This window comes from Cupriavidus sp. YAF13 (assembly GCF_052113425.1).
GTDB lineage: Bacteria > Pseudomonadota > Gammaproteobacteria > Burkholderiales > Burkholderiaceae > Cupriavidus.
Window position 1 is genome coordinate 61,179 of sequence record NZ_JBFRDD010000030.1, and the last position, 24,757, is coordinate 85,935.

General features: G+C 64.9%; 25 protein-coding genes. 6 read left to right on the forward strand and 19 right to left on the reverse strand.

The features are described 5' to 3' along the window. Positions 1-104 precede the first annotated feature (104 nt). Positions 105-2,477, forward strand: coding sequence for a penicillin-binding protein 1A (locus AB4061_RS23140; RefSeq protein ID WP_441637875.1), 2,373 nt, complete (start codon positions 105-107; stop codon positions 2,475-2,477). 75 nt (positions 2,478-2,552) lie between these two features. Here the strand turns inward: AB4061_RS23140 and cyaY are convergent, their stop codons facing one another. After that, positions 2,553-2,888, reverse strand: a complete 336-nt coding sequence (gene cyaY / locus AB4061_RS23145; protein WP_441637877.1) for an iron donor protein CyaY — start codon at positions 2,886-2,888, stop codon at positions 2,553-2,555. A 165-nt stretch (positions 2,889-3,053) separates the two neighbouring features. Here cyaY and lptM point away from each other — a divergent pair, with 165 nt between their 5' ends. Next, on the forward strand, positions 3,054-3,305 hold the full coding sequence (gene lptM, locus AB4061_RS23150; protein ID WP_441637879.1) for an LPS translocon maturation chaperone LptM: 252 nt from the start codon (positions 3,054-3,056) through the stop codon (positions 3,303-3,305). Positions 3,306-3,307: 2 nt separating this feature from the next. Further along, positions 3,308-4,576, forward strand: coding sequence for a diaminopimelate decarboxylase (lysA, locus tag AB4061_RS23155; protein WP_441637881.1), 1,269 nt, complete (start codon positions 3,308-3,310; stop codon positions 4,574-4,576). 189 nt (positions 4,577-4,765) lie between these two features. Here the strand turns inward: lysA and msrQ are convergent, their stop codons facing one another. From msrQ to AB4061_RS23195, 8 genes are all read right to left on the reverse strand, one after another. Further along, the gene (msrQ, locus tag AB4061_RS23160) at positions 4,766-5,449 is read right to left on the reverse strand and encodes a protein-methionine-sulfoxide reductase heme-binding subunit MsrQ (protein ID WP_441637883.1); all 684 of its coding nucleotides are present in this window, start codon (positions 5,447-5,449) and stop codon (positions 4,766-4,768) included. 14 nt (positions 5,450-5,463) lie between these two features. After that, positions 5,464-6,465 (reverse strand): protein-methionine-sulfoxide reductase catalytic subunit MsrP, encoded by a 1,002-nt coding sequence (msrP, locus tag AB4061_RS23165; RefSeq protein WP_441637885.1) that lies wholly within the window; start codon positions 6,463-6,465, stop codon positions 5,464-5,466. A gap of 228 nt (positions 6,466-6,693) precedes the next feature. Then, the gene (locus tag AB4061_RS23170; RefSeq protein WP_441637887.1) at positions 6,694-7,518 is read right to left on the reverse strand and encodes an anti-sigma factor family protein; all 825 of its coding nucleotides are present in this window, start codon (positions 7,516-7,518) and stop codon (positions 6,694-6,696) included. Further along, the gene (locus AB4061_RS23175) at positions 7,515-8,072 is read right to left on the reverse strand and encodes an RNA polymerase sigma factor (protein ID WP_441637889.1); all 558 of its coding nucleotides are present in this window, start codon (positions 8,070-8,072) and stop codon (positions 7,515-7,517) included. The genes AB4061_RS23170 and AB4061_RS23175 overlap by 4 nt, the downstream gene beginning before the upstream one ends. A gap of 24 nt (positions 8,073-8,096) precedes the next feature. Then, on the reverse strand, positions 8,097-8,537 hold the full coding sequence (locus tag AB4061_RS23180; protein WP_174424936.1) for a COG4315 family predicted lipoprotein: 441 nt from the start codon (positions 8,535-8,537) through the stop codon (positions 8,097-8,099). A 149-nt stretch (positions 8,538-8,686) separates the two neighbouring features. Beyond that, positions 8,687-9,892 (reverse strand): c-type cytochrome biogenesis protein CcsB, encoded by a 1,206-nt coding sequence (ccsB, locus tag AB4061_RS23185; RefSeq protein ID WP_441637891.1) that lies wholly within the window; start codon positions 9,890-9,892, stop codon positions 8,687-8,689. A 12-nt stretch (positions 9,893-9,904) separates the two neighbouring features. Beyond that, entirely contained in the window at positions 9,905-12,091 is a 2,187-nt protein-coding gene (locus AB4061_RS23190) for a cytochrome c biogenesis protein ResB (protein ID WP_441637893.1), read from the reverse strand. Positions 12,092-12,249: 158 nt separating this feature from the next. Continuing rightward, on the reverse strand, positions 12,250-12,909 hold the full coding sequence (locus AB4061_RS23195) for a c-type cytochrome (RefSeq protein WP_441637896.1): 660 nt from the start codon (positions 12,907-12,909) through the stop codon (positions 12,250-12,252). A gap of 570 nt (positions 12,910-13,479) precedes the next feature. Between AB4061_RS23195 and yihA the strand changes: the two genes are divergently transcribed. The 3 genes from yihA to AB4061_RS23210 all read left to right on the forward strand — a co-directional run bounded on the left by yihA (position 13,480) and on the right by AB4061_RS23210 (position 16,916). Then, complete coding sequence (yihA, locus tag AB4061_RS23200) at positions 13,480-14,220, forward strand: ribosome biogenesis GTP-binding protein YihA/YsxC (protein WP_441637898.1); 741 nt, start codon at positions 13,480-13,482, stop codon at positions 14,218-14,220. 331 nt (positions 14,221-14,551) lie between these two features. Further along, a complete protein-coding gene (hemB, locus tag AB4061_RS23205; protein WP_441637900.1) occupies positions 14,552-15,544 on the forward strand; it encodes a porphobilinogen synthase in 993 nt (330 codons plus the stop codon). Positions 15,545-15,554: 10 nt separating this feature from the next. After that, positions 15,555-16,916, forward strand: coding sequence for a magnesium transporter CorA family protein (locus AB4061_RS23210; protein WP_441637902.1), 1,362 nt, complete (start codon positions 15,555-15,557; stop codon positions 16,914-16,916). 44 nt (positions 16,917-16,960) lie between these two features. Here the strand turns inward: AB4061_RS23210 and dsbD are convergent, their stop codons facing one another. The 10 genes from dsbD to secY form a co-directional block, all read right to left on the reverse strand. Further along, positions 16,961-18,817 carry a protein-disulfide reductase DsbD gene (gene dsbD / locus AB4061_RS23215; protein WP_441637941.1) on the reverse strand — a complete coding sequence of 619 codons (1,857 nt, stop codon included), beginning with the start codon at positions 18,815-18,817 and terminating at the stop codon, positions 16,961-16,963. 206 nt (positions 18,818-19,023) lie between these two features. Continuing rightward, positions 19,024-19,368 carry a divalent-cation tolerance protein CutA gene (cutA, locus tag AB4061_RS23220; protein WP_441637904.1) on the reverse strand — a complete coding sequence of 115 codons (345 nt, stop codon included), beginning with the start codon at positions 19,366-19,368 and terminating at the stop codon, positions 19,024-19,026. 160 nt (positions 19,369-19,528) lie between these two features. Continuing rightward, on the reverse strand, positions 19,529-19,924 hold the full coding sequence (rplQ, locus tag AB4061_RS23225) for a 50S ribosomal protein L17 (RefSeq protein WP_006160427.1): 396 nt from the start codon (positions 19,922-19,924) through the stop codon (positions 19,529-19,531). A 161-nt stretch (positions 19,925-20,085) separates the two neighbouring features. After that, positions 20,086-21,066: a DNA-directed RNA polymerase subunit alpha gene (locus AB4061_RS23230; RefSeq protein ID WP_006160428.1), complete on the reverse strand. Its 981-nt coding sequence runs from the start codon at positions 21,064-21,066 to the stop codon at positions 20,086-20,088. A gap of 182 nt (positions 21,067-21,248) precedes the next feature. Then, complete coding sequence (gene rpsD / locus AB4061_RS23235; protein ID WP_441637907.1) at positions 21,249-21,872, reverse strand: 30S ribosomal protein S4; 624 nt, start codon at positions 21,870-21,872, stop codon at positions 21,249-21,251. A 307-nt stretch (positions 21,873-22,179) separates the two neighbouring features. Then, positions 22,180-22,581, reverse strand: coding sequence for a 30S ribosomal protein S11 (rpsK, locus tag AB4061_RS23240; protein WP_006160430.1), 402 nt, complete (start codon positions 22,579-22,581; stop codon positions 22,180-22,182). Positions 22,582-22,605: 24 nt separating this feature from the next. Further along, complete coding sequence (rpsM, locus tag AB4061_RS23245) at positions 22,606-22,971, reverse strand: 30S ribosomal protein S13 (RefSeq protein WP_006160431.1); 366 nt, start codon at positions 22,969-22,971, stop codon at positions 22,606-22,608. 19 nt (positions 22,972-22,990) lie between these two features. Further along, a complete protein-coding gene (gene rpmJ, locus AB4061_RS23250) occupies positions 22,991-23,107 on the reverse strand; it encodes a 50S ribosomal protein L36 (protein ID WP_006160433.1) in 117 nt (38 codons plus the stop codon). Between the two features lie 31 nt (positions 23,108-23,138). Beyond that, positions 23,139-23,357 carry a translation initiation factor IF-1 gene (infA, locus tag AB4061_RS23255; protein WP_441637910.1) on the reverse strand — a complete coding sequence of 73 codons (219 nt, stop codon included), beginning with the start codon at positions 23,355-23,357 and terminating at the stop codon, positions 23,139-23,141. A 23-nt stretch (positions 23,358-23,380) separates the two neighbouring features. Beyond that, complete coding sequence (secY, locus tag AB4061_RS23260) at positions 23,381-24,724, reverse strand: preprotein translocase subunit SecY (protein WP_006160437.1); 1,344 nt, start codon at positions 24,722-24,724, stop codon at positions 23,381-23,383. Positions 24,725-24,757 lie beyond the last annotated feature (33 nt).

Below are 24,757 nucleotides of genomic sequence, written 5' to 3' on the forward strand. Positions count from 1 at the left end.
TTACATCTTGTAACAGCACGATAGCGGCGTGCGCGCCACAACGCGCCGGGAGCGGAGTATCCCGGGAGATATAATCCCGGCACCTCTAACTAGGTATTTCCCTTATGGCCACAGCACAACAGAAGCCGTCCCTACCTGCCCGACGTCCGATCTGGATGCGGCTAACCTTTTGGGCCCTGGGCCTGCTGGTGGCCGGGATCGTGGCGGTGGCACTGCTGGTGGGATACGCGCTGCTGGTGGCCGCGCCCAACCTGCCATCGCTCGACACCATCACGGATTACCGCCCCAAGATCCCATTGCGGATCTACACGGCGGACAACGTGCTCATCGGTGAGTTCGGCGAGGAGCGGCGCAATTTTGTGCCGATTGCGGAAATACCGGACGTGATGAAGAAGGCCGTGCTGGCCATCGAGGACGATCGCTTCTACGAACATGGCGGCGTCGACTTCGTCGGCGTGCTGCGCGCCGGGCTGGCCAACCTGCGCGGCGGCCTGTCGCAGGGCGCCTCCACCATCACCATGCAAGTGGCGCGCAACTTCTTCCTCTCCAGCGAGAAGACGTACACCCGCAAGCTGTATGAAATGCTGCTGGCCTACAAGATCGAGGCCAACCTGTCCAAGGACCAGATCCTCGAGCTGTACATGAACCAGATCTACCTGGGGCAGCGCGCCTATGGCTTTGCCAGCGCGGCCCGGGTGTATTTCGGCAAGTCGATCAAGGACGTGACGCCGGCCGAGGCCGCCATGCTGGCCGGCCTGCCCAAGGCGCCGTCGGCCTACAACCCGGTGGTCAACCCCAAGCGCGCCAAGGTGCGCCAGGAGTACATCCTGCAGCGCATGCGCGACCTGCGCTACCTCACGCCCGAGCAATACGACCATGCCATCCACGAGGAACTGAAGGTGCGCGGCGAGGGCAATGAGTTCTCCACCCACGCCGAGTACGTGGCCGAGATCGTGCGCCAGTTGATGTACGCGCAATACCGTGAGGAAACCTACACCCGCGGCCTGACCGTCTACACCACGCTTAACAAGCTCGACCAGGACGCCGCCTATGAGTCGGTGCGCTCGGGCATCATGAATTACGAGCGCCGCCACGGCTACCGTGGACCCGAGGCCTTTATCGACCTGCCCCCCGGCGCGGACGAGCGCGAGCAGGCCATCGACGACGCGCTGCTGGAGCACCCGGGCAGCGACGACCTGCGCTCGGCCGTGGTCACCAGCGTGACGGCCAAGCAGGTCACCGCCACACTGCTGTCCGGCGAAGTCGCCACCATCGAAGGCCAGGCGCTGCGCTTCATTGCGCCGTCGCTGGCGGCCAATGCGCAGCCCAAGGCCAAGATCCGGCCGGGCGCGATCATCCGCGTGACGCAGGACGAAAAAGGCGCATGGACGGTCACGCAGCTGCCGGAAGTATCCGCCGCCTTTATCTCGCTCAACCCGGAAAACGGCGAGATCCGCTCGATGGTTGGCGGCTTCGATTTCAACCGCAACAAGTTCAACCACGTGACGCAGGCATGGCGCCAGCCCGGCTCCAGCTTCAAGCCGTTCATCTACTCCGCGGCACTGGAAAAGGGCTTCTCCCCCGCCACGGTGATCAACGACGCGCCGATTTCGATCAGCGACAACGGCGGCCAGGTCTGGGAGCCGAAGAACTACGATGGCAAGTTCGAAGGCCCGATGACCATGCGCCGCGCGCTGGCCAAGTCCAAGAACCTGGTGTCGGTGCGCATCCTGCGCGCCATCGGCACCCAGTACGCCCAGGACTACATCACGCGCTTCGGCTTCGACGCCGACAAGCACCCGGCTTACCTGCCAATGGCGCTGGGCGCGGGCAGCGTCACCCCGCTGCAGATGGCGGGCGCCTATTCGGTGTTTGCCAACGGCGGCTTCCGCGTCAATCCCTACCTGATCCAGAAGGTGGTCGATGCCCGCGGCAACGTGATTTCCGAGACCAAGCCCCAGCGCGCCGGCGAGGATGCAGTGCGCGTACTCGACGCCCGCACTGCCTTCATCGCCGATAGCATGCTGCGTGAGGTCGTGCGCAGCGGCACGGCAAACAGCGCCAAGCAGCGTCTGGGCCGCAATGACCTGGCCGGCAAGACCGGCACCACCAACGACGCCGTCGACGCCTGGTTCGCCGGGTACACGCCCAAGCTGGTGGCCATCGCCTGGATGGGCTACGACCAGCCCAAGAGCCTGGGCGTGCGCGAGACCGGCGGCGGCCTGGCCTTGCCGATCTGGGTGGGCTACATGGGCAAGATGCTCAAAGGCGCGCCGGAAATCCCCGAACGCCAGGCTCCGGAAGGCGTGGTCATGGTGGGCGGCGACTGGACCTTCGAGGAAAACGCGGGCGGCGCCGGCGTGGCTTCGGTTGGCCTGGGCGATCCATGGCCGGGCAAGCCGGACGAAAGCACGCAATCGCCCGCCGATGTCGAGGCAGAGAAGAAGCGCATCCTGGAGATGTTCGGCGGCGGCTGAGGCCCCGCCGGGACAGCTTCCCGCCAATGAAAAAGCCGGCTTCGCGCCGGCTTTTTCGTGCCTGGGCGAGAGCGCTCAGGCCAGTTTCAGCATCACCCCCGCCTGCTGGCTCACGTAGCCGGACAGCGCCGCATACAGCTCGCCGCCGCCGCGCGTATCGACCCAGCGCTGGCCATCATGGCGAAAATGGAAACCGCCCGAGCGCGCCGCCACCCACAGTTCCTGCATGGGCGCCTGGCTGTTGACGATGATCTTGGAGCCGTCTTCGAATTCGAGCTCCATGAGATTGCCGGCACGGTTGATTTCGATGTCGGCGTCGGCCGCGTCGGCGGCGGTTTCCACCGCACTTTCCAGCCGGTCCAGCTCTTGCTGGGCCAGCGCCAGGAACTCACTTTCACTCATGGGGGGCATGCTAAACTCCAAGACCGCCGGCCAGCGCCGCTATAGCGATGTAGTGCCGTAGCCGGCAGCGTATTGAAAAGTACTTCGTATTTCCGGTGGTCCCGCCGCGCTCCGCTTGAGGGACACTCCGGGACGATCGGGGACGACCCTGGACGACATTTTAAGGACGACCCGATGTTGCGTCGTGTTGCGATTGTATCGGCGTTTGCCGCCAGCCTTGCGATGCCCCTGCTGTCGGGATGCGGCATCCGCGGCCCGCTGACGATGCCCAAGCAGCCTCCCGCACCGGCGCAGCCGGGCGTACCGGATCCCGGCCTGGGCAACCCGGCCGTGCCGAATCCGGCGGCCCCCAAGGGCTCCGCCGCCACAACGGCACCCGCCACGGCTCCGGACGCAGTGCCGGCTGCCACTCCCACCGCCAAATAACCATGACCGCCTTCTTTCATCGCCACGACGGCGCCCTGAGCGTCGAGCATGTGCCGCTCGCGCGCATTGCCGCCGAATACGGCACCCCTACCTACGTCTACTCGCGCGCCGCGCTGACCGCCGCCTACCAGGCCTACGCCGCTGCGTGCCAGGGGCGCCGCGCGCGCGTGCAGTACGCCATGAAGGCCAATTCGAACCTGGCGATCCTGCAGGTCTTTGCCAGGCTCGGCGCGGGCTTCGACATCGTGTCGGGCGGCGAGCTGCAGCGCGTGCTGGCGGTGGGCGGCGATCCGCGCAAGGTAGTGTTCTCGGGCGTGGGCAAAACCACCGCCGAGATGGAACTGGCGCTCCAGCACGATGTGCTGTCATTCAACGTGGAGTCGATCCCCGAGCTGGACCGCCTCAATGCCGTGGCCGGCCGCCTGGGCAAGCGCGCGCGCGTGTCGCTGCGCATCAACCCGGATGTGGACGCCAAGACCCACCCGTATATCTCCACCGGCCTGAAGGGCAACAAGTTCGGCGTCGCCTTCGAAGACGTGCTGCCGACCTACCGCGCCGCCGCCGCGCTGCCGCACCTGGATGTCGCGGGCATCGACTGCCATATCGGCTCGCAGATCACCGAGGTCGCCCCTTACCTGGAAGCGCTGGACAAGGTGCTGGACGTGGTGGAAGCGCTGGAACGCGAAGGCATCAACCTTGAACACATCGACGTAGGCGGTGGGCTCGGCATCACTTACGACGACGAAACCCCGCCTGACATCACCGGCTTTGCCCGCACACTGCTGGACCGCGTGGCCGAGCGTGGCCATGGCCATCGCGAGGTGCTGTTCGAGCCGGGCCGCTCGCTGGTAGGCAACGCCGGCGTGCTGCTGACCCAGGTTGAGTTCCTCAAGCCGGGCGCCGCCAAGAACTTCTGCATCGTCGACGCAGCCATGAACGACCTGGCCCGTCCGGCCATGTACGAGGCCTACCACCGCATCGAGCCCGTGCAACTGYGCGAGGCCGCGCAGGCCACCGCCCTGACCTACGACGTGGTCGGCCCGGTATGCGAATCCGGCGACTGGCTCGGCCGCGACCGCGCCCTGGCGGTGCAGCCGGGCGACCTGCTGGCCGTGATGTCAGCCGGCGCCTATGGCTTCGTCATGAGCTCCAACTACAACACCCGCCCGCGCGCGGCCGAAGTCATGGTCGACGGCAACGACGTGCACCTGGTGCGCGGCCGCGAACACGTGGCTGACCTGTTCCGCGACGAACGGCTGCTGCAAGGCTAAGCTCCCGCTCCCCTGCGCAACCACTCGCGCGCCAATGGCCCCCAGCATCCTGATCCTGGGCGGCCGCGGCGATGCGACATCGACAGAGCTGGATCTGGTCCGGGGGGGCATCTTGAAGCGCTATGGCTCCCCCACGCGGGGCAGGCATAGCGCCCCGCCGAGCACGAGACTACGCTCTACCTTTGAGCCCTACCGCTGTGCATTGAGGCCAGTTGCGGGCTTGCGCCACCACCACCAGACCCGCATCGCGAGCAACCCGAACACCACGGCAGCGTAGATCGATACCGTGCCGAAGTCGTGCTTGCCGGCCTTATGCCACCAATAGTGCAGGATCGCCAGCACGGCGATGGCGTACACCGCCCGGTGCAGCCCTTGCCAGCGCTTGCCACCCAGCCGCTTGACCATGGCGTTGGCCGAGGTGGCCGCCAGCGGCGCCATCAGCACGAAGGCGGCAAACCCCACCGTGATGAAGGGGCGCTTGGCGATGTCCTTGATCATGTAGGCCACATCGAAGCCCCGGTCCACGGCAAGCCATAACAGGAAATGCTGCAGCGCGTAGAAGAAGGCAAAGAGCCCGAGCATGCGGCGCAGCCGGATCAGCCAGTTCCAGCCCGTGAGCCGGCGCAGCGGCGTCACCGCCAGCGTGACGCACAGCATGACCAGCGTCCAGGTGCCGGTCGAGCGCGTGACGAACTCCAGCGGATTGGCGCCGAACTGATCGGCAAAGCCAAGATAGAGCAGCCGCAGGAAAGGCAGCATGGCAAGCAGCCACACCGCTATCTTCACCGTGCGCACGCGTTCCGGCGCAAGCGTAGCGAACCCGGGCTGCCAGGCCGCCCGCGACGGGCGCACCGCCTCGCGCGACGGGGACATATCCGGGGGCGCCATCAGAAGAACTTCCGCAGGTCCATGCCCTGATACAGCGACGCCACCTGCTGCGCGTAGCCGTTGAATGGCAGCGTCTTGCGCTTGGGCGCGAACAGCGCGCCAAAGCCGCTGCCCTTGTCCTCGCCGATGCGGCGCTCCGTGGCCTGACTCCAGCGCGGGTGATCCACATCCGGATTCACGTTGGAGTAAAAACCGTACTCCTGCGCGGCGGCCAGGTTCCAGCTGGTGGCGGGCTGCTTGTCGACGAAGCGGATCTTGACGATGGACTTGGCACTCTTGAAGCCGTACTTCCAGGGCACCACCACGCGCACGGGCGCGCCGTTCTGGTTGGGCAGCACCTCGCCGTACAGGCCAAAGGCCAGCAAGGTCAGCGGGTGCATCGCCTCATCCATGCGCAGGCCTTCGGTGTAGGGCCAGTCCAGCACGCGAGCGCTAACGCCCGGCATCTGCTTCTTGTCGTTGAGGGTGACGAACTCCACGTACTTCGCGCCCGGCTGCGGCTCGACGCGGCGGACCAGCTCGGCCAGCGCGTAGCCGCTCCACGGAATCACCATCGACCAGCCCTCGACGCAGCGCAGCCGGTAAACCCGCTCTTCCATCGGCATCAGGCGCACGAGTTCGTCGATGTCGTAGACCTTGGGCTTCTTCACCAGGCCTTCGACCGCGACCTGCCACGGCCGGGTCCGCAGCGTGCCGGCATTGTGCGCCGGGTCCGCCTTGTCGGTGCCGAATTCGTAGTAGTTGTTGTACGTGGTGACGTCCTCGTAAGGCGTGCGCTTCTCGGGCACCACGTAGGCATTGTTGGGCGTGGCCGGCAGTTTCTGCCCGCGCGGCGCCTGGGCGTGCGCATCGCGTGCGAACCATGGCGCCAGCGTGCTCCCCGTGGCGCCCGCGGCAGCCAGCGCCAGCAAGCGGCGACGCGCGTCGAAAACACCTCGGGGCGTGATCTCGCTGGCGGCAATGTCGTCGCCGCGCAGCCATTTCGGGGAGGGGATCAGCATCGTTGTTCCTCGTTGCGTGCCATATGCAAAATGCGGTTCACCGTTCGTGCCTGGCCCGGGCTGGGCCCGCCTGGACGATTGGACTTGCGCTTGAGTCGGTTGGAGCGAGGGAATCCTGACATCCATTTTCAGGCCCGTCGTCGCCGTCACCGCCGCCTCGCCCGGCCTATGCATGCATTGTGGCCAGCAAACGGATGCAGGCTGCCCCGCGCAACGCATGACTATGGCTCAACCGCCCTGATACTGCCGGTAAACGGCCTCCGCCAGTGCCAGCAAGGGGGCGCGTTCCAGCGGCCCGGCCAGCGCGAAGCCAAGATCCCGGTCTACCCAGTAAAAGGCCATGGTACGCGCCGCGGCGGCGGGACGCTCACTTGGCCCCGGGGCCATGCGCTCCAGCCGGAAGCCCGTATCGGGCGTGTCGCGCGCCATGTGCCGCAGTTGCAGCGACAGCCGGGTGCCGTCGTCGGCCTCGTACATCAGGATGGCCGACGGACCGCCCTCGGCCACGCCGAGACGGCCCCCGATCAGGTGGAATCCCTGGGCGCGCAGGTCCGGCACGCGCAGCGGCGCGCCCAGGCGCTTGGACAGCCAGGCAACAAGATGGGCTTCATCGGTGGCCGCCACTTCGACCGGATGGCGCACCTCCGGCGCGTAGACGACATGGCTGGCCAGCGCCTCGCGCGCGAAGCGCTCCACCGACGGCGCCCCAGCCGCCAGCGTGTCCGCCCGATCATGCGCAACCCACCCGATTGCGCCGCCTACCGCCAGGGAGGCAAGGCTGCCGGCCAGCGCCATGCCCCAGCCAGCGGGTCGCCGCGCCGCGTCGCGGCGGCTGCCCCGCAGCCTTGGCGGAAGTGCCGCCAGCGGCACGGATTCATTGAGCACGCCATCGAATGCCGCGTGCAATTCTTCCGTTTGCCGCCGCCAGCCCCCCACGCGCTCCCCGGCTTCGGGATGGGCGGCCAGGTACGCTTCCACCTCGGCGCGTCGAGCGGGATCGAGCTGGCCATCGGCATAGGCGTGGAGATCGGCTTCGTTGACTGGGGACATCATTTGACTCGCTGCAGTCCGGCCGCGCGGCCGGCGGCCTGCGGGTTCGCTTCGGCTGCCTTGGCTGGCGCGCCGTCCATCAGCATGCGCATCTGCTCCCGAGCCCGCGACAGCCGGGACATCACGGTGCCCACCGRCACCGCGAGCACCTGCGCCGCCTCGGCATAGCTGAGCTGCTCCAGGCCGACCAGCAGCATCACCGCGCGCTGCGCCTCGGGCAAGCGGGCCAGCGCCCGCGCCAAGTCCAGCCGCAGGCCGGGCTCAGGCGCAGCACCGGGTACGTCGGGCAGCGTGTCGGTATAGGTCACCAGGTCGGCGCGACGGTACGCGTTCACGCGCAGCCGGTGCATCATGGTCAGCAGCCAGGACAGCAGTCCGTCCGCGCCATCGCCCCACCAGGCGCCCGCGCGCAGGCGAAAGCGCCAGCGGTAGCGCAGCGCGCGCTCCAGCGTGTCCTGCACCAGGTCGTCGGCGGATGCCGCGTCGCCGGTCAGGCCCCGGGCGTGGCGCCGCAAGCGCGGCGCCAGCGCCACCAGTTGGCGGTCGAAGCCGTCCATGCCGTCAGGCTGCCCTCACCCGTATCAGGGCGTTGCCGCGTGCCAGGCGTTGTTGAAGTTGTCGCCCGTGCGGTCGCCCGGCTTGGCATCCTTGGAGAAACGGTAGAGCGGCTTGCCGCGATAGGCCCATTGCTTGCCGCCATCGTCGCGCGTGATCACGCTGTAGTCGCCCGTGGCGCTGGTGCCAGGCGCGGCCATCAGGGGCGGCCAGTTGGTGGCGCAGCCACCATTGCAAGCGCTCTTGCCGGCCGTGTCACGGTCGAACGTGTAGAGCGTCAGGCCCTGGGGATCGGTCAATGTGCCACCGGCAACTTTCACCGTGGGCGGCATATTGCCGGCGCCGCCACCCATGCTGCCCATGCCCGAACAGGCGGACAGCAGGACCGCGGCAGAAGCGAGCGCGAGCACGGCGGGACGGGACAACGATGCGAGGGAAGCGACTGCGTTGGGACGGGAAAGGGCCATGATGTCGATCTCCATGCGATGCGGCACCGCCAGCCGGCGCCGTCCCTTCAGTAAACACCGGATGTGACGGCTTTATTCCATTCGGGCGAAAAAAAACCTGCCGCATCGGAGCGATGGGCAGGTTTTATCGTTGCGGCGCAACACCCAGATCAGAGTTCGCCGTAGCTATGCAAGCCGGAAAGGAACATGTTGACGCCCAGGAAGGCGAAGGTCGTGACCAGCAAACCCACCAGCGCCCACCAGGCCGCCATGGTGCCGCGCAGGCCTTTCATCAGCCGCATATGCAGCCAGGCCGCGTAGTTCAACCAGACGATCAGCGCCCAGGTTTCCTTGGGGTCCCAGCTCCAGTAGCCGCCCCAGGCCTCCGCCGCCCACAGCGCGCCCAGGATGGTGGCGATGGTGAAGAAGGCAAAGCCCACCGCGATCGACTTGTACATCACATCGTCTAGCACTTCGAGCGAGGGCAGACGCTCGGCGAGAATGCCGTGCTGCTTGAGCAGGTAGGCCACCGACACCATGGCGGCCAGGGCGAAGGTGCCGTAGCCGATGAAATTGGCCGGCACGTGGATCTTCATCCACCAGCTCTGCAGCGCGGGCACCAGCGGCTGGATTTCGCTCGCGTCGCGGCTGACCGTATACCACAGCAGGAAACCGACGGCCGCCGATACCACCAGCATCACGAACGGCCCCAGCGCACGGGTCTTGTAGCGGCCTTCGTAATACAGGTGGAACAACGAGGTGATCAGCGTGAACAGCACGAACACTTCGTACAGATTGGAGATGGGGATGTGGCCGATGTCGGCGCCGATCAGGTAGGACTCGTACCAGCGCACCAGCATGCCGGTAAAGCCCAGCACCACCGCCGCCCACACCATCTTGCTGCCGATCTGCAGCCCGGTCTCCGAGCGCGCCAGCAGGCCGCCCCAATAGAACAGGGTGGACAGGAACACCAGGGCGCTCATCCACAAGATGGCGGACTGGCTCGACAGGAAGTACTTGAGGAAGAAGGCCTGCTCGGCGCGCGGCAACTGGCCCTGGTAGAGCTGGATCGCGAACAGCGACAACACGGTCAGCGTCACCATCAGCAGCCGCACCGGCTTCCAGTGCCATCCCAGCAGCGCAAAGGTAGGCACCGCGGCGATCAGCACGCCCTTGTCGTAGACATTCATCCACTCGCCGTAGCGCGCCAGCGCGAAGCCCGCGCCCACTGCCAGCATCAAGGCAAAGAGCCAGTCGACCCAGCCCAGCCGGCGCAGGAACGACGGCTCCAGGTAGGCCTGCTCGGCGTCACTCGCGGCAACGCCCGCCGGACTCTCGTGCACGCGCGGCCGGGCCTGATTCACATTCGAAGACATAGTGGTTCCTGCTTAATTGCGGGCGCCGGTCGTGTCGATGCTGCCGGCGGCGCGGCCAACATCGTCGCGCAGCGCGACAAACTCTTTCTCGAAATCCAATGTACGGCGCTGCGTGGACATGGCCATCAGCACATGGCTGGCGGCGCCCTGCCCGCTGGCGGTTCCCACGGCATCTGCGGGATCCTTCACCCAGAACCAGACGCGGCGCTCGCGGATGTAGAACATCGAGAACACGCCCAGCACCAAGAGCAGACAGCCAAGATACACGATGTTCTTCCCTGGTGCACGGGTCATCTGGAACACGCTGGCCTTCACTTCCGTGAAGTCGTCGAGCTGCAGGAAAACCGGCGCGGTGTAGAAGAAACTGTCGGACAGCGCATTAATGGCTTGCTGCATGAAAGCGCCGCTCTGGGCACTATTTGGCACCACCGGCAGCTTGTCCTGCGCGCGCGCCAACTGCCAGAGCTCCCACATCGACCCATTGAGGATCTTCAGCAGCACATCCGCGGCTTTCTGCTGCTCGGCCGGCGGCACGGACTTTTCCAGGAAGGCCGCAATCGCGGTGAAGCCGCCCGGCGGGGCTTGCGGGTTGCTGCGCGAGGCACCTGCAAACAGATCGAGCGCGCGCAAGGCACTCTCGGCCAACTGGCCGCGCAATACTTCGCGGCCATCGCCCGGCATCGAGGCAAGTGCGAAGCGGCGCGCGGCTTCGCTGCGCATCGCGCGGTCCTGGAGCGCGGCGCGCAAGCGCATCCAGTCCGCCACGCTGTTTTGCTCGTCGGCCGGGATGCGCAGGTAGCGGAACGGCTCGCTAGGCGTATCCCGCATGCCGGCAAGGAAGACCGACTGGCCATCGAGTTGCACCGGCACCATGTAGTTGTTGAATTCGCGGGCCTGGCCGTTGCGGTCGCGCAACTTGTACTGCACCGAAGGGCCAACGTTGCGCAACTCCTTTGCACGGTCAGGATTGACCGCCGAGCCCAGGTGGGACTCGAGCTTCTCGTTGAGCGACTTGCGCGCAACGCCACGCGCGTCCGGCTTGCCCGACGCATCGGTGACGTTCTCGATATTCATCAGGCGGAAATCGCTGAACTCGACCGTCAACCCCTCGGCATCGGCCGCGTTGCCCGTGCCGGTCAGTGGCGCGTTGGCGCCCACGGTGCCGGCAAAGGCAAAGGTCTTGTCGCCGATACCCTGCATCGGGTAGCCAACGAACTTCAGCTTGGAGCCGCCATCCTCGAAGCTGGACTGGTAGATGGCCACGCCATTCACTACCAGTGGCTCATTGACCTTGATGGTGGCCTCGGTCTTGCGGCCGGTGGCACGGTCCGTAATGACCACGTCGGAGGCGAACAGCTTGGGCATGCCGGTCGAGTAATGCTCGACGGTGAATTTCTTCAACGTGATATTGAACGGCAGGTCCTGCACCAGCGCGCCGTCCGAGATATTCAGGATGGCGGTGGACACCGTCGAGCCTTCCGGCACGAAGGCGTTGCCGCGAAAGCCCGGATTGTTGACCGACAAACGGTGCTCGGGCGGGATGTCGTTGATCACGGCGTTGCCGCTGATCGGGCTCTTTCCGCCAAACCACATCTGCGCGCGGATCAGCATGTCGCCATCGAGCAGGCCGCCGACGCAGATCACCACGATAGCGGTGTGCGCGAGGATGTAGCCTAGCTTGTTGGCCGCGCCCGCCTTGGCGGCCAGCAAGGTGGCGCCCTCATGCGCAACGCTCTTGATACGGTAGCCGCGATTGGCCAGCAGCGCGGTGAGGCGCGTCACCGCATCGGCGCGGGGGCGGCCCGAATCAAACTCGGCGTGATGGTGGAAGGACCGCAGGCTGCGCTCGCGCACGTGGTCCTTCCACGAGCGCATATCCTTGATCATCTTTGGCGCGTTGCGGGTCAGGCACAGCGAGGTGGAAATCACCAGGAAGGTCAGGATCAGCAGGAACCACCAGGAGCTGTAAACCTTTTGCAGCGACAGCGCGTGGAACAGGTCAGCCCAGAAGGGACCGAACTGGTTCACATAGTTGGGATAGGGCTCGTTCTGCTTGAGGACGGTGCCGACCACACTGGCAATCGCAATCACCGTCAGCAGCGCGATAGCGAAACGCATCGAGGACAGCAACTCGACCGCGTCGCGTAGCAGGCGGTGAGAAGTCTTCAGGTGCAGTCCTGACGTGGAAGCGGTGGACATGTGCAGTGGGGCCCTCGGCCTTGAAATGAAAAAGGGTGGACTTGCTCGCGCAGGCCACCCTCTTCGATTGTTGCCGGGCTGCTTGGTTGCACCTGTGCGTGGTGCCTCGCGAGTGGCGAGGCCCGCTGCGGTGCTCCGGCTACCCGGCGCGGAACGACTTAGCGAATCCCTGCGACGTAATCGGCCACAGCCTTGATCTCGGCGTCCGACATCTTGGCGGCGATGGTCGTCATCACGGGATTGTTCTTGCGGGTGCCCTGGCGGAACGCGACCAGTTGTGCTTCGGTGTACTCGGACCATTGACCGCCGATGCGCGGATACTGGGCCGGAATGCCGGCGCCGGTGGGGCCGTGGCAAGCCGCGCAGGCTGGCACGCCCTTGGCCGCGATGCCACCGCGATAGATCTTCTGGCCGGCTTCGATGGTGTCCTTGTTCTTGGCGGTGGCAGGCTTGAGGGTCTGCTTGGCCAGGTAGGCGCCGACGTCCTTCATTTCCTGCTCGGACAAGGCGGCCGCGTACGGCGACATGATGGCGTTGTTGCGAGCCTTGGCTTTGAAGTCGTCGAGCTGCTTGTGCACGTATTCCGGCTGCTGGGCGGCCAGCTTCGGATTGGCGGCGCCGCCGCTGTTGCCGTTGGCGCCATGGCAACTCAGGCAAGCCGGGACATTGCGATCAGGGGCACCTTGCGTGTAGAGGGTTTCGCCCTTGGCCGGATCAGCCTTTGCGGCGGCCTGCTCTGCGGCAGATGCCAGACCGGTCATGGCAGTTGCCGGCAGAGCCAGCGCCACAACAGCCAGAAGTTTCGCAATGCGGTTCATTCGCACACCTTGTCTGAATTGTTTTGAATTCCATGGGGCACGCCGTTCAGCACACTGCCCGCGGTGAGGACGCGATGGACAGGCACTTTGACATCGGAAATTCATCACGACGGACCGCCGGCTCGCCTGAAGCCAGAAAACGCCCAGGCGAAGGCCGGATGGCACCGCCCCCATGCGAACGAGAGCGGCAGACCGTGCGAATATCCCGGTAGCAGGCCCAGACCCCCGGTTGGCCCTCTTGCGCCGGCGCCAGGCTTCGGCGCCAAAACAGGGACTAGACCAACAGGCTTGCTACCACGATGGAACGGACACGCAAGACTTCCCTGCCAGATAAATGCGCGACCAAGGATGCCGCGCGTCACCTAATCGGGAGGCCGTTAACCGCGTTATTGTACAATAAATCGTGTGCCGGATAGAGGATGTGCGCGCCGCGACGCGGCCAGACGCCAGCCCCGGCCATCCAGGCGGCCACATGTGCCGCCCACCTCACTCACATCGGCGCGGTGACGCCAGCGAACCCGCCTGAATCCAGGCGGCAGCCCGCCCCCACCCGCCCCATCGCCCAAGCGCATGTCCCTCCTACATCAGGCCCGCTTTTTCGTTACCGTCAATCATCTGCGCGACCTGCCTGCCACGGCCGTGCCGGAAGTGGCGTTCGCCGGCCGCTCCAACGCCGGCAAATCCACCGCCATCAACATCCTGTGCAATCAGAAGCGGCTGGCTTTCTCGTCGCGCACGCCAGGCCGCACCCAGCACATCAACTTCTTCGGCGTGGCCCCGGTCAAGGCGCCGGACCCGCTCGCCTTCCTCGTCGACTTGCCCGGCTACGGCTATGCGCAGGTCTCGGGGTCGGCCAAGTTCCATTGGCAAGCGTTGCTGAGCGACTACGTGCAGACCCGCTCGCAGCTGTCCGGCCTGGTGCTGATGATGGACGCGCGCCGCCCCTTTACCGACCTGGATTGCCAGATGGTCGAGTGGTTCCTGCCCACGGGCCGGCCGATTCACGTGCTGCTGACCAAGGCTGACAAGCTGACCAACAGCGAGAACGCCCTTGCCTTGCGCGAAACCCGTAAGGTGCTGGCCGGCTACGCAGAACAGCTCGACACGCCCGTACCCCTGACCGCACAGCTGTTCTCCAGCCTGAAGCGCCGCGGCATCGAGGAAGCCCAGCGCGTGGTGGCGGGCTGGCTGTCCCTGCCCGAGGCCCTGCCGCCCGCAGCCCAGGACAGCAAGGCCGCGGCTGCGCGGCAAGCCCAAGCCGAGCCAGATACGGCTGCGGACGATGCGCCTCCCGACACGCCCGCGAACTGATCCTTTGGTGCCGCAAAGCGTACCTACCCCTGCGCCCGCCCTGTTGTCGAATCGACAAGTGAATCGGTGAATGAGCCGGCAAAAAAAAACCCCGTTGCAAGCAACGGGGGCGAACTTTCCCACCGGTTAAGGGCGGGTACCCGCTCAGGGAGGAGTAGCGGGGGACGCTGCATCACGCAAGCGCAACGCAGAGTGTCCGCGAGTATGATAGCGGGCGAGATCAAAAGTTTAGTTTTTCTTTCGCAAGCGGCCTGGTCAGGCACTCGCCAGCCACATCGCGCCAGCCGCCCGGCAGACTCCCCCACTTCTTTTCCGACTCCTCTCTCAAGCCATGTCCACTTTTCCCGAGTACCGTCCGCGCCGCATGCGCCGTGATGATTTCTCACGCAGGCTGATGCGCGAGAACCGCTTGTCACCAGATAACCTGATCTATCCGGTATTTATCGTCGACGGCCATCACCAGCGCGAGAGCGTGGCGTCCATGCCCGGCGTAGAGCGTTTGTCGATTGATCTGTTGCTGCCGGTGGCGGAAGACTGCGTGAAACTCGGCATCCCGGTCATCGCGCTGTTCCCGGTCATCGATCCGGCCTTGAAAACGCCCGACGGCATCGAGGCGACCAACGCCGAAGGCCTGATCCCGCGCGCCGTGCGCGCGCTCAAGGACCGCTTCCCGGAACTGGGCGTGCTGACCGACGTGGCGCTGGATCCGTACACCAGCCACGGCCAGGACGGCGTGCTGGACGACGACGGCTACGTGATCAATGACGTCACCGTGGAGATCCTGGTCAAGCAGGCGCTGACGCAGGCCGCGGCCGGCGTCGATATCGTGGCGCCCTCGGACATGATGGACGGGCGCATCGGCGCCGTGCGCGCGGCGCTGGAAGACGGCGGCCATATCCATACCCGGATCATGGCGTACTCGGCCAAGTTCGCCTCAGCCTTCTACGGCCCGTTCCGCGATGCGGTGGGCTCGGCGGCCAACCTGGGCAAGGGCAACAAGATGACCTACCAGATGGACCCGGCCAACTCCGACGAAGCCCTGCGCGAAGTGGCGCAGGACATCATGGAAGGCGCTGACATGGTGATGGTCAAGCCCGGCATGCCCTACCTCGACATCCTGCGGCGCGTGAAGGACGAGTTCCGTTTCCCCACCTACGTCTACCAGGTCAGCGGCGAGTACGCGATGCTCAAGGCCGCAGCCCAGAATGGCTGGCTGGATCACGACAAGGTCATGATGGAATCGCTGCTGGCCTTCCGCCGCGCCGGCGCCGATGGCATCCTGACCTATTTCGCACGCGACGCCGCTCGCCTGCTCACGCGCTGAACCGCCCCGGATGCAGCTGCTAGGCTTTTCCGCTAGTCAGGTCCATCCGCTCGCCTCGCTCGACGCGGCGCGCGACTTCCTCGCCGGCAATGCAGCGGCCCGTTTCGTCTGGGTCGACACGCCGATCGAGGAAATCAGCGCCGCGCCGACGGCCTGGCGCGACCGCGTCCAGGCGCTGACGGGCGCCGCGGTGCTGGACCTGCATCTCATCGATGCCACCAACCCGTCGCATCCGTCGTATTTCGATACGACGCATGCCTACGACATGGTGATCTTCCGCAAGCTTACCTTCGAGACCAGCCGGCTGATCGCCGAGGCTGGCGCAGAGGGGGCGGCGGCATCCGGAACGAGTGCGAGTACGGCTGCAACGGCGGCGGCCTCGGCCACCGCCGCGATAGACATGTCGACGATGCCGGGCCAGCCCGTGGCTTCGGCCACGGCTTCCGCCGCCGCGACAGCCGGCCCGCAGTCCGCGGCAAAACCCAGTGCCCCAGCCAAGCCGCGCCGCTACCCGCCGGGCTTCCTGCCCGCGCTGGCCAAGATCGATACCCAGCCGGTCACGTTCTTCGTCTTTGACAACGTGCTGCTGACGGTACGGCCCGCGCAATCGCGCACGCTGGACCAGGTGCGCCAGCGCCTGCTTGAGCTGTGCCAGGCGCCGCGGCCGCAAGCGGCGTCAAAGACACGGGCCAACGGCCACGCCGCGCTGGTGCATGGCATCCGCCCGCCAACGCGCCCGGAAGACCTGATGCTGCGGCTGCTCAACGCCATGGTCGACCGCTACCTGGACCTGCGTGCGCCGCTGACGCGCCAGCTCGACCGGTGGCAGCGCGCGCTGCTTAACGCGCGGCGCAGCTTTTCCAGCTGGGAGGGCTTGCTCGATGCCCGCATCGAGCTGCGGCGGCTGGAGCACTTGTGCGAGGAGCAGCACGACGCGCTGCAGGAGTTCCGCGACAGTCTGCTCGACAACAGCTACAGCATCGCGAGTGAAGGGCCCGCCGCAGGCTCGCCAGGTACGCCAAGCACGGCGGGCCGCGACGATGCGCTGCTGGTGCGGATCAACGACGTGATGGAGCACATCTCGCGCGTGCTCGCGCATGCGCGCCGGCTGGAGGACTCGATCGAATCCGCGGTGCAGATTCACTTCTCTTCGGTGGCGCACCGCACCAATCGCACCATGCGCACGCTGACGCTGATCACCGCGCTGTTCATGCCGCTCACGCTGATCACCGGCATCTTCGGCATGAACTTCGACCGCATGCCATGGCTGCGCGAGCCCCAGGGCTTCTGGTGGTCGCTGGGGCTGATGGGAGCGGTGGTGGTGGTACTGGCCGCGGTCTGGGCGCTGGGGCGCCGGCTGGAGCAAAGCTAGCCGATGCCCGCCGAAGCTGGCGCTTCGGGTATTTCAGGTACGTCTTAGGTACTGGGCTTGGTATCGAGCGCGCGCGACAACGTGTCGAGAAAGCGCTTGGCCGGCTGGTAGCCGATCGCGCGGACCGGCCGCTCGCGCCCGTCGGCGCCATACAGGATGATGCCCGGGGGGCCGAACAGGCCGAAGCGCTTGAGCAGCGCGCGGTCATCGGCGTTGTTCCGGGTGACATCCGCCTGCAGCATCACGACCTCGGACAGCCGCGCCCGCACACGCTCATCGGTAAATGTGAAGCGCTCCATCTCCTTGCAGCTCACGCACCAGTCCGCATAAAAATCGAGCAGCACCGGCTTGCCGGCGGCTGCGGCCTGCGCCACGCGTGCATCGAGCTCCGCAATCGAGCGCACGCGCTCGAACCGCACGTCGGAAGTGCCGCCGGCCGCCGCCTCCGGCGCCAAGCGCGCGGCGCTCAGGTGTGCCAGCGGCTGCAGGGGATCCCGGCCGCCGGATGCCAGCCCGACCAGGAGGATGGCGCCTGCCAGCGCCGCCAGCAGGCCCAGGCCCTTGCCTACCCTGGCCAGCCCATGCGCATCGGGGCCGAGTGAATCGAAGGCGCTGAGGAAGACCGCGCCGACCAGCAGCAGCGCAGCCCAGCCCGCCATCAGCGCCCACGCAGGCAACACCGGGCTCACCATCCAGAGCGCCACGCCCAGCAGCAGGAAGCCAAAGAAGCGCTTGGTCGTCTCCATCCAGCGTCCGGCGCGCGGCAGCAGGTTGCCCGCCCCCACGCCCACCAGCACCAGCGGCACGCCCATGCCGAGCGCCATGGCAAACAACGCGCCGCCGCCGACCACGGCATCGCCGGTGCGCGCGATATAGGCCAGCGCGCCGGCCAGTGGCGCCGTCACGCATGGCCCGACGATCAGCGCGGAGATCGCGCCCATGGCTGCGGCACCAGCAAGCTGCCCGCCCTGGCGGCGGTTGGACGATGCCGTCAGCCGGGTCTGCCAGTGCTGCGGCAGCTGCAGCTCATAGAGACCGAACATGGACAGCGACAGCGCCACCATCAGCAGCGCAAAGGCAACCAGCATCCACGGCGCCTGCAGCGCCGCTGAGAGGCCCTCACCAAGCAGCCCCGCCGCCACGCCGATCCCCGTGTAGACCACTGCCATGCCGAGCACATAGGACAGCGATACCAGCAAGGCGCGCTTGCGCGTAACGTGCTCGCCCACCACGATCGACGACAGGATGGGCACCATCGGCAACACGCATGGCGTGAAGGTCAGCAGCAGGCCCAGGCCGAAGAACAGCGCGGCGATCACGCCAAGGTTGCGGCTGGCCAGGGCGCCGGCGATGCGGTCGTTCTCATCGGCTGTGGGGGCCGGCAGGGCGGGGGAGAGGCCGGCTGCATCGCCGCTTGCTGCGGCCGGGCTGTTGCCGATGCTGCTGGAATCCGCCGGTACCCGCTTGCCGAACAGTCCGTCAAGCGCACCACCGCCGACCTTGAACACGCTTTCCTGCGGCGGATAGCACAGGCCTTTGTCGGCACAGCCCTGGGAAGTCACCACCAGCGACCATTTGCCGTCGGCCGGGGCAGACTCCACCGGTACGCGGATGGTCAGCCCGCCGTGATAGGTTTCCATCTCCTTGCCGAACGTCTCGTCGAACTTGACCTTGCCGGGCGGGAACACCGGCGCACCCAGCTTGACGGACGCAGGCTGCGCCGCAAAGGCAAAGCGATCGCGGTAGAGGTAATAGCCATCCGCCACGTCGAAGCGAACCTCGATCGTCTTCGCATCGACCTGATGGGCAGCAAACCGGAAGGCCTGTTCCGGCGGCAAGAAGTCGTCGGCGGCGGCATGCGCCATGCCGCCGAGGCACAGCCAGAGTGAGGCCAGCAGCATGATTAGCAGCCGCACTGCGGCACTATGCCGCACGGCTTGCCCAGCCCCCCAACCGTCCGAGGCGCTCGCGCCCGCACCGAAACTCATGCCCTGCCTTTGAAATGTCATTCGTCGTATCCGCATTGCGCTCGCATCATAGCGCCGGTCCCCGGGGCGCAGTGCTGTATTGCCAGCATCAGTGTAAGTCGGCGCAGCGGCCGCCATCCTTACGCACTGTCGCCTTCGTCTGTGGCCGTTCGGGTTTCGTGCGCCACCCAGGCCAGATAAGGCGCGAATCCCGCAACCAGCGGCATCGCGACGATCTCAGGCACCTCGTAGGGGTGCGCGAGCCGAATCGCGGCTTCCAGCGCGGCGTAACGCTCCTGGGTGGTCTTGATCATCAGCGGCCACTCGCGTGCGCTTTCGATCTCACCTTGCCACCAATACTCGGACTCGCACGGCGCCAGCCGGTTCACGCATGCCGCCAACCTCGACTCCAGCACGGCCCTAGCAACACGCCCTGCGGACTCGGCGTCCGGCAGCGATGTCATCACCAATATTGCTTCGCTCATCAGATCGTCCTCCCAGGCCACAGGCTGCCCGGCGGCCAGACTCCGGCGTAGCGGCCCCGGAAAACAAAAGAGCCAGGCATATAGCCTGGCTCGATTGTAAGCGGTGTCCGCGCGGCTCGCCGCGACCAAAAGTCGCAAGCGGGCCGGGACGGGATCAACCTTATTCGCCTGCTTCTTCAGCCGGCGCTTCGGTGATTTCCGGGCGGTCAACCAGTTCGACCAGCGCCATCGGCGCATTGTCGCCCTGACGGAAACCGAACTTCAGGATACGGGTGTAGCCACCCGGACGCGCGTTGTAACGCGGGCCGAGTTCGTTGAACAGCTTGGTGACCATGTCGCGGTCGCGCAGACGGGCGAAAGCCAGGCGGCGGTTGGCAACGGTGTCCTTCTTGGCCAGCGTGATCAGGGGCTCGACAACCTTGCGCAGTTCCTTGGCCTTGGGCAGGGTGGTCTTGATCAGCTCGTGCTGGAACAGCGAGTTGGACATGTTGCGCAGCATCGCGAGGCGGTGCGACGAGGTGCGGTTCAGTTTCCGCAAACCATGACGGTGACGCATGATGATTCCTTTATTGCAATGTTTGACCAGCTCTTCTATCGCTTGGCCGGAGCAATCTCCGGTTCGGCGCGGGCCGGTAGTCTATTAAGGCAGCCGGCACATGCCGGTCGCCGCGATGACCTGGCGCGGCGGCTGGACAAGCCCGCCACCGCGCCCGGCTATTACTTCTCCAGCCCTGCGGGCGGCCAGTTCTCGAGCTTCATGCCGAGGGTCAGGCCGCGCGAAGCCAGCACTTCCTTGATTTCGTTGAGCGACTTGCGACCCAGGTTCGGGGTCTTGAGCAGCTCATTCTCGGTGCGCTGGATCAGGTCGCCGATGTAGTAAATGTTTTCGGCCTTCAGGCAGTTGGCCGAACGCACGGTCAGCTCCAGGTCGTCGACCGGACGCAGCAGGATCGGATCGATCTGCGGCGTACGGCTCGAAGCGGCTTCCGCCGACGACTCGGTGCCTTCCAGCGCGGCGAACACCGACAGCTGGTCGACCAGGATGCGCGCCGATTGACGAATCGCTTCTTCGGGCGAAATCACGCCGTCGGTTTCGATGTTCATCACCAGCTTGTCGAGGTCGGTACGCTGTTCCACACGAGCCGATTCGACTGCGTACGAAACGCGGCGCACCGGCGAGAACGAAGCGTCCAGCACGATGCGGCCAATGACCTTGCCTGCTTCGTCGCCGAACTTACGCACGTTGCCCGGCACATAACCACGGCCTTGTTCGACCTTGATCTGCATATCGAGCTTGCCACCGGCCGACAGGTGAGCGATCACGTGGCCGGGGTTGATGATCTCGACATCGTGGGGCAGCTCGATATCCGCGGCCGTCACAACGCCTTCGCCTTCCTTGCGCAGCGAGACCGTGACTTCGTCGCGGTTGTGCAGTTTGAAGACCACACCCTTCAGATTCAGCAGCAGGTTGACTACGTCTTCCTGCACGCCATCGATGGTGGAGTACTCATGGACCACCCCAGCGATCGTGACTTCGGTCGGGGCATAACCGACCATCGACGACAGCAGCACGCGACGCAGGGCGTTACCGAGCGTATGGCCATAGCCACGCTCGAACGGCTCCATCACGACCTTCGCGTGATGGTCGCCGAGCGGCTCCACGGCAATAATTTTAGGCTTGAGTAGTGCTGTTTGCATTAGGTTGTCCTTTTCAATACCCTCGGCTCGTTACACCGATAAGGCTGACGTTTGGAACCTGAAAATCCCATCGCACGATGGGCAATAAGCCCGACGCGCGGCAGCGCGTCGGGCTGAATGTGAAGCTTGGCGGGAAACGCAAGCCTCTGGCCGTTCGATGGTGTCGGTCAGAATTCGAGTGATTAACGCGAATACAATTCGACGATCAGGCTTTCGTTGATGTCACCCGAGATATCGGCGCGATCCGGCACTTGCTTGAAGGTGCCTTCGAACTTCTTCGCGTCCACGGCAACCCATGCCGGGAAACCCGATTGCTCAGCCAGCGACAGCGCTTCGGCGATACGGACTTGCTTCTTCGACTGCTCGCGGATGGTGATGACGTCACCAGCCTTGACTTGCGCCGACGGCACGTTCAGGGCTTGACCGTTCAGCAGGATCGCCTTGTGCGACACCAGCTGGCGCGCTTCAGCGCGGGTCGAGCCAAAGCCCATGCGGTACACGACGTTGTCCAGGCGCGATTCCAGCAGTTGCAGCAGCTTCTCGCCGGTGTTGCCCTTGCGGCGGTCGGCTTCAGCGAAGTAGCGGCGGAACTGGCGCTCGAGCACGCCATAGATACGCTTGACCTTCTGCTTTTCGCGCAGTTGGWKGCCGTAGTCGGARGTGCGYKSACCCGAGGTGCGGCCGTGCTGGCCCGGCTTGCTGTCCAGCTTGCACTTGTCTGCAAGCGAGCGGCGTGCGCTCTTCAGGAACAGGTCGGTACCTTCACGGCGGGAGAGTTTGGCCTTCGGGCCGATATAACGTGCCACTTTATCTTCCTTCCTGATCGATCGCGGCGCCTTGATTGACGCGCCGCGAGTCCGCCTTCTCCGTCCGTTCGAGGGACGCGTGAGTGGCAGACGGTGGGCTTATCCAGCGCATTCCCATAAGGGCACGCGCAAAAGCATTTGACTGACTACTTGCACCAGGCGACAGACCAGCAGGCCAAGCGCCAGACACAAAATCGCAAAACGAAAACCTGCTGCATAGCATATGCAGCAGGTCAACGTGCGATGTTACCACACCGGGCAGAGGGCGAGGAAGACCTCACCCGCGGCCCGGGTATCACACCGGCGCTTAGATCCGACGACGCTTGGGCGGACGGCAGCCGTTGTGCGGCACTGGCGTCACGTCTTCGATAATCGAGATCTTGATGCCGAGCGCGTTCAACGCGCGCACAGCCGATTCACGGCCAGGGCCGGGGCCCTTGATGCGCACGTCCAGGTTCTTGATACCCTGGTCTTGCGCCACGCGGCCGGCGTTCTCTGCAGCAACCTGAGCTGCGAAGGGCGTCGACTTACGCGAACCCTTGAAGCCCTGGCCACCCGAGGTTGCCCATGCCAGGGCGTTGCCCTGACGGTCGGTGATCGTGATGATGGTGTTGTTGAACGAAGCGTGGACGTGCGCAATGCCGTCGGCAACGTTCTTCTTGACCTTCTTACGCGCGCGCTGGGCGGCGTTATTCGGACCTTTTGCCATTAGTTTCTTCCTCTGCCTTCGGCTTTACTTCTTCAGAGCCACGCCGGCCTTACGCGGACCCTTGCGGGTACGGGCGTTGGTGCGGGTGCGCTGACCGCGCATCGGGAGACCCCTGCGGTGACGGACGCCACGATAGCAACCAAGGTCCATGAGACGCTTGATGTTCATCGTGGTTTCACGACGCAGGTCACCCTCAACCGTGGCCTTGGCTACTTCGTCACGAAGCTTTTCCAGGTCGCCGTCGGTCAGGTCCTTGACCTTCTTGTCAAAGGGAACGCCGGTGGCCACGCAAATCTTGCGGGCGCGCGAGCGGCCGATACCGTAAATAGCCGTCAGGCCAATCTCGGTATGCTTATGGTTCGGGATGTTAACCCCTGCGATACGTGCCATTCGTCAATCCTCTTTCCGATTAGCCTTGGCGTTGCTTGTGGCGGGGATCCGACGAGCAGATCACGCGCACGACACCGTTGCGCTTGATAACTTTGCAGTTGCGGCAAATGCGCTTAACAGAAGCCAGCACTTTCATGATTTTCCTCTTCCTTCAATTCCTGTTCGCTTCACTTCGTCCGAAAGACGATGCGCGCGCGTGACAGATCATATGGGGTCAGTTCAACCGTCACCCGATCACCCGGAAGAATCCGGATGTAGTTCATTCGCATCTTGCCGGAGATATGGCCCAGCACCACATGGCCGTTTTCCAGTTTGACGCGGAACGTCGCGTTGGGGAGGTTTTCCAGGACCTCCCCCTGCATCTCGATGACGTCGTCTTTTGCCATACCTAGCCTGTACCGACCCGGCTTCAGCGCAAGGTCAGATTACCCTTGAAATTCGCTTTCTTCAGCAGGGACTCATATTGCTGCGACATGACATAGGACTGGACCTGGGCCATGAAGTCCATCGTGACGACCACGATGATCAGCAACGAGGTTCCGCCAAAATAGAACGGAACGTTCCAGCGCAGTACCAGGAATTCCGGCAACAGGCAGACCAGTGTGATGTAGATCGCACCAGCCAGCGTCAGACGGACAAGAATCTTGTCGATGTAGCGCGTCGTCTGCTCGCCCGGACGAATGCCCGGAATGAAGGCACCGCTTTTCTTCAGGTTGTCCGCGACTTCCCGGCTGTTGTACACAAGAGCCGTATAGAAGAAGCAGAAAAATATAATTGCAGCAGCGTACAGCAGGATGTAGACCGGCTGTCCCGGCGAAAGCGTCGCAGCCAGGTCCTTGATGAACCGGCCGGCAGCGCTCGTCGAGTCAGACGTGAACCAGCCCGCGATGGTCGCCGGGAACAAGATGATCGACGATGCGAAGATCGGCGGAATCACCCCTGCCATGTTCAGCTTCAGCGGCAGGTGCGACGATTGACCGCCATACACCTTGTTGCCGACCTGACGCTTGGCATAGTTCACCAGGATCTTGCGCTGGCCACGCTCGACAAACACCACGGCGAAGGTAACACCGGCGATGATTGCCACGATCAGGATCGAAGCAATGATGCTCATGGAACCAGTACGAACCAGTTCGAAGAGCCCGCCGATCGCGTTGGGCAAGCCCGCTGCGATACCGCCGAAGATGATGATCGAGATACCGTTGCCCAGACCCCGCTCGGTGATCTGCTCACCCAGCCACATCAGGAACATCGTACCGGTCACCAGCGTGATCACTGCCGTAGCCCGGAACATCAGCCCCGGATCAATCACCAGACCAGGCTGAGATTCCAGCGCGACTGCAATCGACAGCGCCTGGAAAGTGGCCAGAACCACCGTGCCGTAGCGCGTGTACTGCGTGATCTTGCGTTGACCCGCCTGCCCTTCCTTCTTCAACGACTCCAACTGCGGCAGCACGATCGTCAGCAATTGCATGATGATCGACGCCGAGATGTACGGCATGATGCCGAGCGCGAAGACGGTAAAGCGCGACAGTGCACCGCCCGAGAACAGGTTGAACATCCCGAGGATGCCACCTGACTGACTCTGGAAAAGCTTCGCAAGCTGTTCCGGATCGATTCCCGGCACCGGAATATGCGCTCCGATGCGGTACACGATCAGGGCCAGCACCAGGAACATCAGCCGGCGCTTCAGGTCGCCGTACTTCGCCGTGTTCTTGGCTTGCGTGCTTGCATTGGGTTTCGCCGTGGCCAAACGATGCTCCGACTGTGACTCGCCTATGCTGCG

Coding starts and splice junctions, on each gene's coding strand:
- AB4061_RS23140 (WP_441637875.1), top strand. CDS start 105: ATGGCCACAGCACAACAGAAGCCGTCCCTACCTGCCCGACGTCCGATC.
- cyaY (WP_441637877.1), bottom strand. CDS start 2,888: ATGCCCCCCATGAGTGAAAGTGAGTTCCTGGCGCTGGCCCAGCAAGAG.
- lptM (WP_441637879.1), top strand. CDS start 3,054: ATGTTGCGTCGTGTTGCGATTGTATCGGCGTTTGCCGCCAGCCTTGCG.
- msrQ (WP_441637883.1), bottom strand. CDS start 5,449: ATGTCCCCGTCGCGCGAGGCGGTGCGCCCGTCGCGGGCGGCCTGGCAG.
- msrP (WP_441637885.1), bottom strand. CDS start 6,465: ATGCTGATCCCCTCCCCGAAATGGCTGCGCGGCGACGACATTGCCGCC.
- AB4061_RS23170 (WP_441637887.1), bottom strand. CDS start 7,518: ATGATGTCCCCAGTCAACGAAGCCGATCTCCACGCCTATGCCGATGGC.
- AB4061_RS23180 (WP_174424936.1), bottom strand. CDS start 8,537: ATGGCCCTTTCCCGTCCCAACGCAGTCGCTTCCCTCGCATCGTTGTCC.
- ccsB (WP_441637891.1), bottom strand. CDS start 9,892: ATGTCTTCGAATGTGAATCAGGCCCGGCCGCGCGTGCACGAGAGTCCG.
- AB4061_RS23190 (WP_441637893.1), bottom strand. CDS start 12,091: ATGTCCACCGCTTCCACGTCAGGACTGCACCTGAAGACTTCTCACCGC.
- AB4061_RS23195 (WP_441637896.1), bottom strand. CDS start 12,909: ATGAACCGCATTGCGAAACTTCTGGCTGTTGTGGCGCTGGCTCTGCCG.
- yihA (WP_441637898.1), top strand. CDS start 13,480: ATGTCCCTCCTACATCAGGCCCGCTTTTTCGTTACCGTCAATCATCTG.
- hemB (WP_441637900.1), top strand. CDS start 14,552: ATGTCCACTTTTCCCGAGTACCGTCCGCGCCGCATGCGCCGTGATGAT.
- AB4061_RS23210 (WP_441637902.1), top strand. CDS start 15,555: ATGCAGCTGCTAGGCTTTTCCGCTAGTCAGGTCCATCCGCTCGCCTCG.
- dsbD (WP_441637941.1), bottom strand. CDS start 18,817: ATGCTGCTGGCCTCACTCTGGCTGTGCCTCGGCGGCATGGCGCATGCC.
- cutA (WP_441637904.1), bottom strand. CDS start 19,368: ATGAGCGAAGCAATATTGGTGATGACATCGCTGCCGGACGCCGAGTCC.
- rplQ (WP_006160427.1), bottom strand. CDS start 19,924: ATGCGTCACCGTCATGGTTTGCGGAAACTGAACCGCACCTCGTCGCAC.
- AB4061_RS23230 (WP_006160428.1), bottom strand. CDS start 21,066: ATGCAAACAGCACTACTCAAGCCTAAAATTATTGCCGTGGAGCCGCTC.
- rpsK (WP_006160430.1), bottom strand. CDS start 22,581: ATGGCAAAAGGTCCGAATAACGCCGCCCAGCGCGCGCGTAAGAAGGTC.
- rpsM (WP_006160431.1), bottom strand. CDS start 22,971: ATGGCACGTATCGCAGGGGTTAACATCCCGAACCATAAGCATACCGAG.
- rpmJ (WP_006160433.1), bottom strand. CDS start 23,107: ATGAAAGTGCTGGCTTCTGTTAAGCGCATTTGCCGCAACTGCAAAGTT.
- infA (WP_441637910.1), bottom strand. CDS start 23,357: ATGGCAAAAGACGACGTCATCGAGATGCAGGGGGAGGTCCTGGAAAAC.